Annotated in this window: 10 protein-coding genes; 3 read left to right on the top strand and 7 right to left on the bottom strand. The window is 58.6% G+C overall.

Annotated elements, in window-relative coordinates; translation table 11 throughout:
* Both AC27FC_RS17465 and AC27FC_RS17460 read left to right on the top strand, forming a co-directional pair.
* The coding region (locus AC27FC_RS17465) for a hemagglutinin repeat-containing protein (RefSeq protein ID WP_487160248.1) at window positions 1–6,830 on the top strand (6,830 nt) is incomplete at its 5' end.
* Entirely contained in the window at window positions 6,830–7,330 is a 501-nt protein-coding gene (locus tag AC27FC_RS17460) for a contact-dependent growth inhibition system immunity protein (RefSeq protein ID WP_196355165.1), read from the top strand. The genes AC27FC_RS17465 and AC27FC_RS17460, both read left to right, overlap by 1 nt.
* A 193-nt stretch (window positions 7,331–7,523) precedes the next feature.
* Here AC27FC_RS17460 and AC27FC_RS17455 read toward each other — a convergent pair whose 3' ends face one another.
* From AC27FC_RS17455 to AC27FC_RS17440, 4 genes are all read right to left on the bottom strand, one after another.
* Window positions 7,524–8,612: an AAA family ATPase gene (locus AC27FC_RS17455; protein ID WP_094935841.1), complete on the bottom strand. Its 1,089-nt coding sequence runs from the start codon at window positions 8,610–8,612 to the stop codon at window positions 7,524–7,526.
* A 145-nt stretch (window positions 8,613–8,757) separates the two neighbouring features.
* Entirely contained in the window at window positions 8,758–9,717 is a 960-nt protein-coding gene (locus AC27FC_RS17450) for a YbgA family protein (RefSeq protein WP_023333995.1), read from the bottom strand.
* Between the two features lie 102 nt (window positions 9,718–9,819).
* A complete protein-coding gene (gene uraH / locus AC27FC_RS17445; RefSeq protein ID WP_033147068.1) occupies window positions 9,820–10,230 on the bottom strand; it encodes a hydroxyisourate hydrolase in 411 nt (136 codons plus the stop codon).
* 99 nt (window positions 10,231–10,329) lie between these two features.
* A complete protein-coding gene (locus AC27FC_RS17440; RefSeq protein ID WP_048975187.1) occupies window positions 10,330–11,055 on the bottom strand; it encodes a MerR family transcriptional regulator in 726 nt (241 codons plus the stop codon).
* 117 nt (window positions 11,056–11,172) lie between these two features.
* Between AC27FC_RS17440 and AC27FC_RS17435 the strand changes: the two genes are divergently transcribed.
* Window positions 11,173–11,697 (top strand): lipocalin family protein, encoded by a 525-nt coding sequence (locus tag AC27FC_RS17435; RefSeq protein WP_196355124.1) that lies wholly within the window; start codon window positions 11,173–11,175, stop codon window positions 11,695–11,697.
* 3 nt (window positions 11,698–11,700) lie between these two features.
* On the opposite strand, the gene AC27FC_RS17430 is transcribed toward AC27FC_RS17435, so the two are convergent.
* From AC27FC_RS17430 to AC27FC_RS17420, 3 genes are read right to left on the bottom strand one after another with little or no spacing between them, the layout of a single operon-like run.
* Window positions 11,701–12,711, bottom strand: a complete 1,011-nt coding sequence (locus tag AC27FC_RS17430; RefSeq protein ID WP_045889361.1) for a fimbrial protein — start codon at window positions 12,709–12,711, stop codon at window positions 11,701–11,703.
* Entirely contained in the window at window positions 12,711–13,229 is a 519-nt protein-coding gene (locus AC27FC_RS17425; RefSeq protein WP_064673835.1) for a fimbrial protein, read from the bottom strand. Before AC27FC_RS17425 ends, AC27FC_RS17430 begins: the two co-directional genes overlap by 1 nt.
* On the bottom strand, window positions 13,220–15,745 hold the full coding sequence (locus tag AC27FC_RS17420; RefSeq protein WP_196355125.1) for a fimbria/pilus outer membrane usher protein: 2,526 nt from the start codon (window positions 15,743–15,745) through the stop codon (window positions 13,220–13,222). The genes AC27FC_RS17425 and AC27FC_RS17420 overlap by 10 nt, the downstream gene beginning before the upstream one ends.
* Window positions 15,746–15,768 lie beyond the last annotated feature (23 nt).

Genomic DNA, 15,768 nt, shown 5'->3' with positions numbered 1-15,768 from the left:
GCGAGACGCGCGTGACCGCCTCCTCGCAGGCGCGTAACGACGGCAGGCTGCTCTCCGGCGCGCGCCTGACGCTCGGCGCGCCGCAGTTCACCGGCACCGGCTGGCTGCAGGCCACCGACCTGATACTCAATGCGGCAAACGCCACTAACGGCGGCACGTGGGTGGCCGACCGGGCCACGCTGACCGGCACCACCTTTGCCAGCCAGGGCACCACCCAGGCGGGACAGCTGACGGTTAACTACGGCCAGCTGAACAACAGCGGCACGCTGCTCGGCAGCGCGCAGCTGAACATCGACGCGGACCAGGTGACCCAGAGCGCGGGCGGCAGGCTGCTGAGCGGCGGCAACCTGTGGCTGCAGAGCTGGGGGCTGGACCTGACCGGCCAGCTGGTCTCCCTGGGGGACTTAACGCTGCAGCTGACGAACGCGTTTACCGGCCGGACCGCCGTGGCGGCAGGCCGGACCCTGACCATCAGCAGCGGCGGCGACATCGATAACCGCAGCGTGCTGCAGGGGCAGGCGGTTAACCTCAGCGCGGGCGGGCAGCTCAGCAACAACGGACAAATCACCACCGGCAGCGGCACCAGCACGCTCTCCGGCAGCAGCGTGGCGCTGAACGCCGCGGGCACGGTGCAGGGCGGGGGCGACATCACCGTCGCCAGCCGGAGCAACATTACCGTCGACGGCTTCACCGGCACGCGCGGCTCGCTGACCCTGAGCGCGCCGGGCGCCATCGTCAACACCGCGCTGCTGTACGCGGCGAATAACCTGGCGCTGTTTGCCGACAGCATCACCAACCGGCGCGGCGACATCATGGCGGGGAACAACCTGTGGATGCAGCGTGATGCGGCGGGGAATGCGAACAGCCAGGTGGTGAACACGTCGGGGAATATTGAGACGCAGAATGGGGATATTGGGATCAGAACGGGGCATTTGCTGAATGAACGAGATGATATGGAGTCGAGCGGTAATACGCAGACTTTGACCAATCCCGCTTACGTCGGAACGGCATCGTATCAGATATCTCTGGATGACATGCCAAAACTCAATTACGACATAGTTTATACCCGTACTGATGTATGGGTTGGCAGTTGCGGTCCAACGGGCGCATGTACTATGGATGAACCTTTTTACAGGAAATCCTACAAGCTTTCCGATACAGGAAAAACTCAGCGTTTTGCTATCTCCCGTACAACAATGGACATTTCAGGGAATAGCGCGGCAGGTCGTATTGCTTCAGGTCAAAACCTGAACATAAACGCCGCTACGCTAGATAACAATGCAAGCAACATTCTGGCTAATGATAATGTCGCGTTAAGCGGAAACGTGCTCAATAACAATAGCTATCAGTCAGGGGGTTATACAGATTATCTGGTTTACTCATCCTCTTATGTTGGCGCGGGTGGGGCTCTCTACACGCTGACTGGTCAGGAGAGGGTGCAAGATGAAGGGGGCGCTATTATTCGTGCCGTCATCCAGGCGGGCGGCAACGTCACCGCAAACTTCACCAGCAACATCAGCAACACTAATACCACCGCCAACGCAGGCGGCGTCAGCAACGTTATCTCCACCCCGTCGCTGAACACCCTCAGCAACCAGACCATCGGCAGCGGTGTGCAAAAACAGGGGCTGAGCGCTGCCGGAACCGTGGCGGTGAACTCGCCGCAGTGGAACGATCGGCTCCAGGGGGCGCTGCAGCAGCTTAACGGCGGTGGCGCGCTGGAAAACGGCGGCGCGTCCGGCACGCCTCTCAGCAACGTTGCCACCACGCAGAAAGGCAACGCGAACCTCGGCCAGCTGGGCACGCTGGCGAACGCCGGGGTCACCACCGCCGATCTCCGAACCGCGCAGGGCGGTACCGTCGGGCACTATCAGGGCCAGCGCGTCGACACCAGCGCTTACCCGCTGCCGTCGGGCAACAACGGCTATTTTGTCTTCTCCGACAACCCGAAAAGCCCGTACCTGATCGGCATCAACCCGAAACTGAATGGTCTCGGACAGCTTGATCCCGCCCTGTTTGCCGATCTGAACGCGATGCTCGGGATCAAACCGTCGTCCACGGCACCGCAGGAGACGCGGCTGGCGTTTACCGACGAGAAGCAGTTCCTCGGCTCGTCCTATATGCTTGGCCGCCTCAACCTGAACCCGGACTACGACTACCGCTTCCTCGGCGATGCGGCGTTCGATACCCGCTATGTCTCCAACGTGGTGCTCAACCAGACCGGTAACCGCTACCTGAACGGCATCGGCTCCGATCTGGATCAGATGCGCTATCTGATGGACAACGCAGCGGCGGCGCAGCAGTCGCTGGGCCTGCAGTTTGGCGTCTCGCTGACCGCCGATCAGATTGCCGCGCTCGACCACAGCCTGCTGTGGTGGGAGAAAGCCACCGTCAACGGCGAAACGGTGATGGTGCCGAAACTCTACCTGTCGCCGAAGGACGTCACCGTCAACAACGGCAGCGTGATCGCGGGCAACAACGTCACCCTGAAGGGCGGCAGCATCACCAACGGCGGCAGCTCGCTGCTGGCGAAAAACAGCCTGACGCTCGACAGCCAGAACAGCATCAGCAACCTCAGCAACGGCCTGATGAAAGCGGGCGGCGACCTGAACCTGAGCGCCATCGGCGATATCAATAACATCAGCTCCACCATCAGCGGCAAAACGGTCGCGCTGGAGAGCCTGGACGGCAGCATCAACAACCTGACGCAGGTTGAGCAGATTGATATCAACGCCGGCGGGAAGTACGGCAACATCGGCCTGAAAGACACGCTGCTGGGCAACACGGCGTCGATTACCGCGCAGGATGGCCTGTCGCTTGAGGCGGGGAAAAACATCACCGTCACCGGGGCGAACCTGGCCTCCGGCGGGGATATGCTGCTGAATGCGTGGGGCGATATTGCCGTCAACGCGAATCAGATCAACGACGCATTCAGCTCCAGCCGGGAGAAAACCAGCCGTTCGTCCGTCACGTATCAGGGCAGTAACGTCACCGCGGGCGGCAACCTGCTGGTGAATGCCGGGCACAACCTTGACGTGACCGCCAGCGACCTGAAGGCGGGCGGCAGCGCGGGGCTGAGCGCGGGCAACGATCTGAACCTGAACGCGGAGCAAACCAGTGAAAGCAGCCGGAAAGGGAAAAGCGAGTCCCACAGCACCGGGCTCGACCGCACCACGATTTCCGCAGGCGATAACCTGGTCCTGAAGGCCGGGCAGGATATCAACGCCCGGGCCGCCGCGCTGGCGGCGGAGAAAAGCGTCGGGCTGCAGGCGGGTCGCGACGTGAATCTGGCTGCGGAAGAGACCACGCAGGGCGACAGCTATAGGTCAGGCAAGAAAACCGTTATTAACGAATCGGTGCGTCAGCAGGGAACCGAGATCGCCAGCGGGGAGAATACTCAAATCCTCGCCGGACGCGATGTCACCACCGAAGCCGCGCAGGTGACGGCGAAGGGCGATATCGGCGTGGCGGCAGGCCGCGACGTCAGCCTCAATACCGCAACCGAGAGCGATTATCACTACAAAGAGCAGACCAAAACCAAAAAAGGTTTCCTCAGCAAGAAAACCACCCACACCATCGAGGAGGACAGCGCGACGCGTGAATCCGGCTCATTGCTGAGCGGCGATAACGTGCAGGTGGTGGCGGGCAATAACCTGCGGGTGTTCGGCTCCGCCGTGGCGGGCGATGGCGACGTGCAGCTTAAGGCGGGCAACAACGTCGATATCGTGGCGGCCACCAACACCGACACCTCCTGGCGCTTTAAGGAAGAGAAAAAATCCGGCCTGATGGGCTCGGGCGGGATTGGCTTTACCATCGGCAGCAGCAAAAGCACGCACGATCTTCGTGAGAAGGGCACCACCCAGAGCCAGAGCTTCAGTACGGTGGGCTCGACGGGCGGTAACGTCGCGATTTCTGCCGGAAACCAGGCCCACATCGGCGGGGCGGATCTTATCGCCGGGAAGGATTTAAGCCTCAGCGGCGACAGCGTCATCATCGAGCCGGGGCACGACAGGCGCACCCGGGATGAAACCTTCGAGCAGAAGAAAAGCGGGCTCACCGTGGCGCTCTCCGGCACCGTCGGTAGCGCTATTAACAATGCCGTGAGCGCGGCGCAGGAGACCAAAGAGCAAAGTGATGGCCGTCTGAAAGCCCTTCAGGCCACCAAAACGGTGCTGTCCGGCGTGCAGGCCGGGCAGGCAGCGGATATGGCGGCAACCACCGGCGACCCGAACGCAATGGGTGTGAGCCTCTCGCTGACGACCCAGAAGTCGAAATCACAGCAGCATGCTGAGAGTGATGCGGTGGCAGGCAGCACGCTGAACGCAGGCAACAATCTCTCCATCACCGCGAACGGCAAAAACAAAGGTGCAAACAGCGGCGACATCGTGATTGCGGGCAGCCAGCTGAAAGCCGGGGGCGACACCACGCTGGATGCACAGAACGATATTCTGTTGTCCGGCGCGGCGAATACCCAAAAAACCAGCGGCAAGAACAGCAGCAGCGGTGGCGGCATTGGCGTGAGCATCGGTGCCGGAGGCAACGGCGCGGGTATCAGCGTGTTTGCCAACGTTAACGCCGCGCACGGCAAGGATAAAGGCAACGGTACCGACTGGACCGAAACCACAATCGACAGCGGCAAAAACGTCACCCTAAAAAGCGGGCACGACACCGTGCTTGATGGCGCCCAGGTTAACGGCAATAAAATCGTGGCAGATGTTGGTCACGACCTGCTGATGCGCAGCCAGCAGAACAACAGCGACTACGACAGCAAGCAGACCAGCGTTGCAGCGGGTGGCAGCTTCACCTTCGGCACCATGTCCGGTTCAGGCTATATCAACGCCAGCCAGGACAAGATGAAGAGCCGCTTTGATTCGGTGGCCGAACAGACCGGGCTGTATGCCGGGGACGGGGGCTTCGACATCACCGTGGGGCATCACACCCAGCTTGATGGCGCGGTTATCGCGTCCACCGCCACGCCGGACAAAAACAGCCTTGATACCGGAACGCTGGGCTTCAGCGATATCCACAACGAAGCGGACTTTAAAACCTCGCACTCCGGTATCAGCCTGAGCGGCGGCGGCAGCTTCGGGGATAAATTCCAGGGCAGCCTGCCGGGCGGCATGATCTCCGCTGCGGGTAATAAAGGCCATAAGGAAGGCACCACGCAGGCCGCCGTGGCAGAGGGCTCCCTCACCATCCGCGACAAGGCAAACCAGAAGCAGGACGTGGCCGATCTGAGCCGCGACACCGAACATGCCAACGACAGCATCAGCCCGATCTTCGACAAGGAGAAAGAGCAGAACCGCCTGAACGCGGTTGGGATGATCAGCGACATTGGTAGCCAGGTGGCGGATATTGCCAGGACGCAGGGTGACCTGAACGGGCTGAAGGCGGCCCAGAAAGAAACCGGCGCAACACTCCCCGCAAACGCGACAGAGAAACAGCGCCAGGATTATCTGGCGAAACTGCGAGATACCCAGGCATACAAAAACGTGATGGTGACGTACGGAACCGGCAGCGATATGCAGCGCGGCATCCAGGCGGCCACGGCAGCGCTGCAGGGACTGGCGGGCGGCAATATCGGAGGGGCGCTGGCGGGCGCGTCGGCACCTGAACTGGCGTACATCATCGGTCACCGCGCAGGCATTAACGACGACAAGGCGGCAAAAGCGATTGCCCATGCCATCCTCGGCGGCGTAACTGCAGCCCTTCAGGGAAACAGTGCCGCAGCGGGCGCTGTGGGGGCCGCATCCGGCGAACTGATTGCGACAGCAATCGCCAGACAGTTCTATCCGGACACAGACCCGTCGAAGCTGACGGAAGAGCAGAAGCAGACCGTGAGTACGCTGGCATCTGTTTCAGCGGGCATAGCCGGCGGGATTGCTGGGGGAAATACGGCTGGTGCGGCGGCCGGGGCCAGTGCCGGGAAGAATAGTGTTGAGAATAACTATCTGAGCAGTACGCAGGCAGTAGCATTCGATAAGGAACTTTCTGAGTGTCGAAAATCTGGTGGTGACTGTCAGGCGATTATCGATAAATGGAAAAAAGTCAGTGATGAGCAAAGTGCTACAGTTGATGAGCTATTGAAGGATGATCCCCTAACGGCTGTTGGATGGAATAAGGAAGTTGCTGAGGGTGGCTACGATATGACGGAGCGCCCCGGCTGGTTGGGAAATATCGGCGCTGATGTTATGACCAGTGACGAAGCCAAGACCTACGTTCAACAGTGGAATGGTCAGGATCTGGCGAAAATAGACCAAAACAGTCCGGAGTGGATGAAGTATGCGGTATTCGCGTCCGATCCGGAAAATCAGGCCATGCTTGTCAGCGGTGGGCTGCTTGTAAAAGACATAACCAAAGCGGCGCTATCGTTCATGAGCCGCAATACTGCAACGGCTACTGTCAAAGCCTCTGAACTCGGAATGCAATGGGGCCAGGGTAATATTAAACAAGGTATGCCTTGGGAGGATTATGTTGGTTCATCCTTACCCTCCAGTGCCAGATTGCCCCAGAATTTTAAAACGTTTGACTATTATGATGTATCGACTAAAACAGCTGTGAGCGCTAAATCATTGGATACACAGACAATGGCGAAGCTGGCAAACCCTAATCAGATTTACAGTTCGATCAAAGGAAATATTGATGCAGCTGCAAAATTTGATACATACACACTCTCTCGAAAGACAATTGATTCTTCTATGATTGCTAATAGAGAGGTCCAGCTTGCTGTTCCTGCTACTACAACAAAAACGCAGTGGACAGAAATAAACCGAGCCATTGAATATGGCAAGAGTCAGGGTGTGACAGTTAAAGTGACACAGGTGAAATGATGAAATTTAATAAAAGTCAGGATTACAGGGCTAGTTGTTACTATAACTCTGAATTATTGCTTGTTGAGACTCAATCAGGGCTGGGGATGGTCGCTGCTGATCCCCTCTTTCCTCCCCACTTATTGCACCCCGATGCCGATAATCAAAGTATCGGTGAAGTTGTTTTACAAGCGTTGTCAGATAGCCGGACATTGACGATTGAAGAGTGTGATACGTTCTTTGATGTTGAGAAAGGCAAAGCACAATATGCTGCCTGGATAGCAATGTTGATGAAAAAATACGGCTATAAAACCAAACGTGCTTTATTCAAAGATATGAAGAACTGTGGTGTACATTGTATCAATGGTTTTATCACTTTTTCACCAACTCGCCATGAGAAACTAGAAGGTTGGGGAAGAACTAAAGGTGATGGCATAGAGAATGTCGTTCTCTCTGTAGATAGCACTCCAACCGAAATTGGCGCGGGTCTGCGACTTGCCCTCAGTCGTTGCAAAGGTTGATTCAAAATCCCGCCAAATGTCGGCGGGATTTTTGGATTTGCCCTTTTTCACTTCCAGATAAGACGTATTTGGCCGTATCGTCTTCCGGTCAATTCTGATTCTCCAATAACTACTCTTGCCGTTGGAGGAATATTGCGCATTATTTCAAAAGAAAAGAAGCGCTCTGAAGATCTACCCGAATGAGGGTATAGAACTACCCCAGCCTCTCCACCCGCGTCTCCCCCTCCACCATTGACAGCTGATACAGCGAAAACGATCGCTGTTTCTCAATCAACTTCGCCAGCTCCGGCGAGTGGCTGGTGAGCCAGATTTGAGAGTAGCGGCTGGCCTCGGCGATTAAGCTCGCCAGCGCGGGCAGCATCTGTGGGTGCAGGCTGTTTTCCGGTTCGTTCAACGCGATAAACGCCGGTGGGCGCGGGCTTAACAGCGCTACCGCCAGGCACAGAAAGCGCAGGGTGCCGTCGGAGAACTCCGCCGGTTCCAGCGGCCTGCTAAGACCTTCGCGCTGCATCATCATGCGAAAACGTCCGCCGGCGTTGTCGCTGTAAAACACGCAGCCGGGGAAGGCCTGGTCAAGGATGCGCATCAGCAGCAGCTCGTCGCCGATCTCGACGATAGTCTGAAACGCGGCCGCCAGGTTGGCACCGTCGCTGGCCAGCACCGGGGAGCGGAAGCCGACCTGCGGGGCGCGCATCGCCGAGCCGATTGATACAGAAAACTCATGATAAAAGCGCCAGTTACGCAGGGACTCGCGCATCTGCGACACTTCCGGGTAAAGATGCGGTTCGCCGAGCTGCCCGAACACCGATTCGTTCTCGTACAGCGTGCCGCTGTGGGTCACTTTCTCGTGATGCACGTTGTTCAGAAATACTGCCTGGTTCTTACGCTTCATCAGCTGTGACGAAGGCCGACGGTGCTGACCGCTCAGCCAGATGGACTCCTCTTTGATCACCGGGTCGAGCTGAAACTGCGAGGGATAGGGCAGCTTCTCCACAAACCCGACCTGCAGCTCGTATTCGTAGGCCTCTGTTTCCACCGCCAGATTCATCCGCCGCAGCTGGTCGCTGCGGGTTTTGCCTGCCCAGAACACCTTCAGAATGCCGCCCTCGTTTGCCAGCGCCTGGGAAAATTGCCCCTGGGCGGCGCTGTGCATCAGGTGTATCGCCTTGTAAATATTGGATTTCCCGGTGCCGTTCGGCCCGAAGACGATGTTGAGCTGCTCCAGCTCCAGCGACATGTCGCGGATGGATCGGTAGTTTTGAATGTGCAGGGTGTTGATCACTGGCAGGCCCCTTTTGCAGAATAAGCCTGTATATAATCACAGTCTTTGAGATGAAATGCAAAAAAGAGACGACAGTGAGGATGTCGTCTAAACGGGGTACTGCTTTGGGCCTCTACGGGTCAATGGGGCCTTCGCATTTTTATGATCACTTGACTGCCAGACGCAGACCCAAATCATCAGGATAGGGATCAAAGTAGTTTTGCGTCATCAGATACCGGTCGGGGTATTCGGCCAGGTAGTGCTTCAGCAGCGTGATCGGGGCGAGAATAGGCAACTGACCGTTGCGATAGTGCAGGATCACGTCGCGCAGCTCGCCGCGCTGGCGGGTGTTCAGCTGGTTACGGAAATATCCCTGGATATGCATCAGCACGTTGGTGTGATTCTTCCGCGAGGCGGGTTTTTTCAGGATGGTCATCAGCTTTTCCCGATACGCCACGAAGAAGGCGTCCAGGTCTTCCCACTCGTGCAGCGAGGCAACGAACGGGCCGATTTCGCGGTAGCCCGCCTGATGGTGCGCCAGCAGCTGCAATTTATAGCGGCTGTGGAAATCCAGCAGCCCACGCCGCGTCAGACCTTTAGCGCGCAGCGTGTTTAGCTCGTGCAGGGCAAATACCCGCTCGATAAAGTTTTCCCGTAGCACCGGGTCGTGCAGCCGACCGTCTTCCTCGACGGGCAGCCACGGGTAGGTTTCAAGAAGGGCGGCGGTGAACAGCCCGACGCCCTCCTTGCGGCCCCGGTTGCCGTTTTCATCGTACAGCCGCACGCGTTCCAGGCCGCAGCTTGGGGATTTTGCACAGACGATAAATCCCGACAGATCGCCGATTTTTGGCAGATAGTCTGCCGTAAAGTCGGCCATTTTCTGCGTGAGGTCATCATGAGGCGGCTTGCTGAAACGGAGCTGCGTTTCGCCGCTGTCCGTCAGCGTCAGGCGTATGGCCGGGCGAGGGGTCGGGAGACCGATAGCCATTTCCGGGCAGACGGGCCTGAAATTCACCCACTGGGCCAGCTCATCCATGACGAAGCCCATACGCTTGTGTCCGCCGTCAAAGCGAACGGCGGATCCGGTCAAACATCCGCTAATACCGAGCACAGGTTTCGTTGTCATGGTGTAGTCCTCCCGTTCATATAATTAAAACTTACACAACATGACTAATTTGTCCAAGTATTAGCGGAACTATTTTTTTTATTCCTTTAAAATCAATGCGTCTTAACTGCCCTTGTAGGTCGAGTAACCGTACTGGCTCAGCAGAAGCGGGATGTGCAGCTTCTCGTTGGTGCGGGTCACGGTAAACAGCACCGGGATCTCCGGGAAGAAGGAGTCCAGCTTTTTGCCGTGGAAGTACTCTGCGGTTTTGAAGGTCACTTTATACACGCCAGGCTGCATGTCCTGATCCTGCGGATAGAGCGATTTGATGCGGCCGTCGTGGTCGGTTTTACCGCTGGCAATCGGGGTCCATTTGTCCTGCTGCTGTTTCTCCAGCGTAACGGTCACGTCTGATGGCGGCATCCCGGTTTGCTGGTCGAGAATGTGGACGCTCAGCGTGCCGGCAGGGGCGCTAAAGGCGGCAGGGGCAAAGGCCATCGAGGCCAGGATCAGCAGAGGGGCAGTTTTTTTCATGGTGTTTTCCTGTTGAGTTATTCGTTACAGGAAAACGTTAGCATCTGCGGCGCGGGAAAATATTCAACTTTTCGTGAAGATTCCCGCAGGAGAAAATTATCAGAGGATAATCACTTCAAGCGATACCTGCTGCTGCCACTGCTCCACCTGTTTTTTCCGCCCGGCGGTGAGTTTGCCGCTGGTGACCAGAAGCCATTTGCGCTCCGGGAAAATTTCCGGTGCCAGCGCGTCAGGCGGAACCGGCAGGATGTCGATTCGGTGGCCCTGCCCGGTGCGCGTTAAGGCTTCGAGCCAGATCTCGCACGGGTCGTTCAGGTGCCAGCCGCTGAGCAGAATGTTATCGCCCGGCGCTTTTTTATCGCCTTCGAGGCAAAACGAGGTGTAGGCGATGATGATGCCGTCGAGGATCGCGCGCAGGGTCATGGCGGCGGCGACGTTGGCCGAGACCTGGCTGCGCAGCGGGCGCAGCACGTTCGCGACCAGCTCCGGCCTTGGGTATTCGCGTCCGGCGTCGTAAATCATCTGGCGCAGGGACTCGACCTTGCCGTCCTGCAGGCGTTGCAGCATGTTCTGCTGCAGGGTTTGCCAGTTGTTGGTCCGACCCGGCATCGGGCGTTCCAGCAGCGGTTTGACCTGGCCGATCGGGACGCCTTTTTTGACCCAGTCGAGGATTTTTAGCGCCTGCTGGACGTCATCGTCGCTGTACTGGCGGTGGCCGCCTTCCGTGCGCTGTGGCTTGAGTAAACCATAGCGACGCTGCCACGCCCGCAGGGTGGTGGCGGTGATGCCGCTGAGTCTGGCGAATTCGCCGATGGAGTAAGCCATGTCCGTGTCCAGAGTGGAGGAATACTCTCAATATACTACGAATTTTCCCGAACGGGATGAAGCGCCGAAACGGTGCACTACACTTAACGTCCAACCGTGCAAATGAAAGGAATTCTCATGAAGCTATGGCCTGTAGTGACCGGTGTTGCCATTGCGCTGACGCTGGTCGCCTGTAAATCCCCCACGCCGCCGAAGGGCGTGCAGCCGATTTCCGGTTTTGACGCCAGCCGCTATCTTGGCAAATGGTACGAGGTCGCCCGTCTGGAAAACCGCTTTGAACGCGGGCTGGAGCAGGTAACCGCCACCTACGGCAAGCGCAGCGACGGCGGCATCAGCGTGCTCAACCGGGGCTACGATCCGGTGAAGAACAAGTGGAACGAGAGCGAAGGCAAAGCGTACTTTACCGGCGAGCCAACCACCGCCGCGATGAAGGTGTCCTTCTTCGGCCCGTTCTACGGCGGCTATAACGTGATCAGGCTGGACGATAAGTACCAGTACGCCCTGGTCAGCGGCCCAAACCGCGACTACCTGTGGATCCTGTCACGCACGCCAACCATTCCGGATGCGGTGAAGCAGGATTACCTGAACACCGCGCGCGGTCTGGGCTTCCGAACCGATCAGCTGGTGTGGGTGAAGCAGTAGCCCCTACTGGTAGGAAAACGTAATGCTGGCCAGCGCGTTGGCCGAGCCGGGGACCAGTTCGCCGGTTCGGATGTACTGCGCCTGGAACGGTAACGTGAGCGTCTGCGCCGCCGTGGTGCTCTGGATGAAGAACTGGCCGGTCGCACCCGCGGCCGAGCTGTCCGGCCCCATCGTCAGCGGCCCGCTGCCGTTGTAGAAAAACTGCACCCCAACGCCGGACGCCGTGGAGTCTCCGGTCAGGGTCACCACCGACGAGGTGTTCGACGGCGTGGTCTGATCGGTCATCACCGCGTGAACCGCCACGTTCGCGTCGCAGGTCAGGCCGACGGTAAACGTCCCTGATGGCGACGTGCTTCCCACCGTGGGCAGGGTGCGAATATCAATGGTGCCCAGCGCCACGCTGGCGTTTTTGCTGCCGACCGTACACCCGCTGGCGGTCACCGTGATGGTGGTCGGGCTGATGATGACCTGCGCCGTTTTCGTTTCGTTGTTATAGGCGGTGAGCACCGCGGCGTTGATGGTCGGGATGTTATAGACGCCGGATTTCAGGGCTGCACCGGTTTTAATAAAGGTGACCTTTGCAGACCATCCCAGATCCTGGGCAAACCCACTGGTGCCCTCTGCCGGGTAGCTTTGCGTGATACCGGTTTGCAGCGGAATATATTGTGTACTTTTAAAATCCTTCAGCCCGATGATATACCCCACGCCCGGTACGCCGGTCTCAAAAATGGTGTAATTCGCGCCGTCGACGGTGACCGTCGCACCGCTTGAGATGGCGCTGCTGCTGGGCTGCAGCGTGCCTTTGTTGCAGGTAAAAATAAGCCCGCACCAGAACACCTGCTGCACGCTGGCGGTGGCGCTCCAGGTCGATCCGATAATGCTGCCCGGCACCACGGAGTCCGCTGGCCCGCTGTAGGTCATCGGCTGAGGCGAGAGCGTAATGTCCGATTTCCAGTCCAGAGCCTGCACGCTGGCGCAGAAAAGTAATCCGCTGAGAAGAAACGCTAAACGCATCATAGATACTCCGTTGTCCAGGTGGCGAGGGCTGACACATCACCGGCGCTCACCGGCGTAGCGGTGGCAACCAGCTGCGCGTAGAAGGTCATCTGTACGCTGTCATCCCCCGCCGTTCCGTACGCGGTGGTCTTTGTATTCAGGGGAATGAGTACGCTCTCTTTATCGAGGATCTGCACCGCCACGCCGGTAGCGCCACCGTCGGCAATTTTCAGCAGCTGCGGGTTGGCATCATCCGGCGTACCGCTGAAGCGGATTTTTACGCCAGCAAAGGTTGGCCCGCACGCTTCAAGCCTGAGCGTGAAGGGCGTTTTGATATTGCTGACGGCCCCGGCACGGCTGAACTGTTTAATACCAATGGTGCCCAGCGGCACGTTTTGCTCAACGGAGTCCTGCGCCACCACGCAGGTGTTGCCGATCAAATTGCCGGTGACGGAGACCAGCACGTCGTAGCCGCGAACGGGGAGCGTGAAAACCAACAGCAGCGCAAGGCAGCCGATCCGAAGCGTTACTGACATACCACCTCCTGAGAATAAAGACCGGTGCGGGCGTTATAGTTCTGCTTGTTTAAGGCGTAGGTAATGGCGCAGCGCTGGCGGCTGCCGCGGCCCCACACGGCGTTCAGCGTGCCCTTCTCTGACAAACCGGAGAGATACAGGCTGCCGCCATCGCCAACGATGCCGCTGGTTTTGTCATCATCGAGCGAGACCAGCGTGCCGAAGGGGAGCACGTCGTTGCCGTGACGTACGATAAACATCGCTTTTGCCCCCTGGTGCGTGGTGAAGGTGGCGCGAACCAGGGCGCCATCGGTAGGCGTTTTGTTGGCGATGGCGTTTTCCAGCTCCACGTCGTTGCCAGCGGTCGTCACGTCCAGCGCGACCTGGTTAACGCGGTACGGCGTAGCGTACGGGATCACCGCGTAGCCACGGCCGTCCGTTTTGATGCCCTTATGGTTAAGCACGGCGACATTGCTGGCTCCCGGGGCTTTTACCAGAATGTTGGTATTTCCGAGCGGCTGGCTCAGCGTCAGGCCATCTTCATGCACTACCGCGCCGCCGCTGATGCCGTAGCTGAGGTTGCGGGAGTCGCTGGCGTAGCTGTAGCCCAGGTTGTAGTCTCCCCACGCGCCTTCGTACTGCAGGGTGGCATCGCCGCCGTAGTGCTGTCGGGAGCTGTAGCGCTGGTTGACGCTATAGAACAGATTCTCCTCACCCGGCAGGTAGCCGCTCACGCCCGTGCTGGTGGTTGTGCCGGTGGAATCCGCATGGGTCGTGGTAAAGCGCGCGCGGGTCGAAAGCGTCGGGTTGCCCAGCGGGACCGAAATCGACATCGACAGGATGTTATCTTTCTTGTCGTCATACAGGCTCGAGCTTCGCTGGACGCTGACGCCAAGCGACACGTTGCGAAACGTGGCGTTCCACGCAAACTGCAGGCTTTGCGTGGTATTTGACGTGTTCCAGTAGGTCTGCTGATCCCACGACAGTGACAGCGAGCCGTATTGTCCCATCGGCTGCGACAGCAGCAGCTGGTTTTTTGCCTTACGCGACATGCGCAGGTTGTACACGGTGTCGTATTGGGTGGTGACGGTGCCATCGTCTTCCACCGTCTGCTTTGGCGATCCGCCCGACATGCCTTTGTACGTGGTGTCGCTGAGGGTATAAAACCCTTTCGTGGAGTAGCGCAGCGAGAAGAAATTCACCCGCGTGCCAATGTCGTTCAGCAGCTTGCTGTAGCGCAGGCGCACCGAATCACCGGTATAGTGCCGATCGTCCGCCAGCTGGCTGCGGGCGTGGGTCAGATCGATGGAGTAGGCGCCAAAGCGGCCGAGGTTTTGCCCAAACCCGAGGGCCAGGCCGTTATAGCGATCGGCAAACTGCGCCCCGCCGTAAAACGTCAGGCCGTATCGCCAGCCGTAGAACAGCTCGCCCTGCGCGAAAGCGGGCGCGTCCTGATTGCCCGTCGGACGGTATTTCCCGGCGCCGAGGGCATATTTCACCTGTCCGTTACGCACCAGGTTCGGCACGCTGGCAAAGGGGAGCGTGTATTGCGTTTTGCTGCCGTCGTTCTCCTGAATGGTGACCGCCAGATCGCCTCCCGAGGAGGTCGGATAGAGATCTTTCAGCACAAACGCCCCCGGCGGGACGGAGGTTTGATAGATGATGTTGCCGTTCTGGCGAACCGTGACCGTGGCGTTGCTGCGCGCGATGCCGCGAACTTCAGGTGCATAGCCGCTGAGGCTGGCGGGCAGCATGTTGTCATCGGTTTTCAGGGCGATACCGCGCAGGCCCACGGAGTCGAACACCTGCGCCGAGGTGTACGTTTCCCCGGCATACACCTGCGCGCGCAGGGCGTGAATATCGCGCTGCAGCCATGTCTGCACGTGGGTAAGCTCATTGCTGTCTTTGGTCCACGTGGTGAAATCACGCAGCCGCCACGCGCCCAGGTTGACGCCGCTGTTGAGGCTCGCAAACAGCTGCTGCTCCCGCGTGCGCGTCTCGCCGCGATACTCATTGTTTGAGCCATTGACCACGTAATTCAGCCACGCGGCAGGAATGCCCGCCTCCCAGCTTTCCGGGCTGACGTACCCGCGCGGCAAATTGCGCATCGCACTTTGCGGTACGGTGAAGCTCAGGGTGAGCGTCTTCTGGTCCAGATCAAACTGCGTATCCGCAAACGCCTTCGTTAGGAAGATGCAGCGCTGCGCCAGCGGCAGGTCGCCGCCCTTCGCCTGATGGCTATCGATGCCCAGCGCGGCGAATTGTTCAGGCGTGAGGCAGGGCAGCGCTTCACCCGTGCTGTCTTCAGCAAGGCGGAACGTGACGTTACCCGTGAACGCATAATTCGTATTGATATATACGTTGAGGTTGTAATCACCCGGCGGCAACGCGCTCCCGGCGTTGACCCAGGCGAGATCGGCGCTGTTTGCGCTCTCGCCGTTGAGGAACGCGGGATTAAATTGCAGCTCGCTTTCAGCAGCCACGGCTTGCCGAATCACCAGGGAGATCACCGTGGCGCACAGGATTTTTATTTTCACGTGGTCACGCCTTACTGTTTTTA

The sequence above is a fragment of the Enterobacter sp. C3_dUdeg genome, from assembly GCF_057536195.1.
This window is presented reverse-complemented; position numbering and strand designations above follow the sequence as displayed.

Excerpts from the sequence above, each read along its gene's own strand:
- AC27FC_RS17430 (WP_045889361.1), bottom strand. The coding sequence starts at position 12,711 with ATGCGTTTAGCGTTTCTTCTCAGCGGATTACTTTTCTGCGCCAGCGTG.
- AC27FC_RS17440 (WP_048975187.1), bottom strand. The coding sequence starts at position 11,055 with ATGGCTTACTCCATCGGCGAATTCGCCAGACTCAGCGGCATCACCGCC.
- AC27FC_RS17435 (WP_196355124.1), top strand. The coding sequence starts at position 11,173 with ATGAAGCTATGGCCTGTAGTGACCGGTGTTGCCATTGCGCTGACGCTG.
- uraH (WP_033147068.1), bottom strand. The coding sequence starts at position 10,230 with ATGAAAAAAACTGCCCCTCTGCTGATCCTGGCCTCGATGGCCTTTGCC.
- AC27FC_RS17425 (WP_064673835.1), bottom strand. The coding sequence starts at position 13,229 with ATGTCAGTAACGCTTCGGATCGGCTGCCTTGCGCTGCTGTTGGTTTTC.
- AC27FC_RS17460 (WP_196355165.1), top strand. The coding sequence starts at position 6,830 with ATGAAATTTAATAAAAGTCAGGATTACAGGGCTAGTTGTTACTATAAC.
- AC27FC_RS17450 (WP_023333995.1), bottom strand. The coding sequence starts at position 9,717 with ATGACAACGAAACCTGTGCTCGGTATTAGCGGATGTTTGACCGGATCC.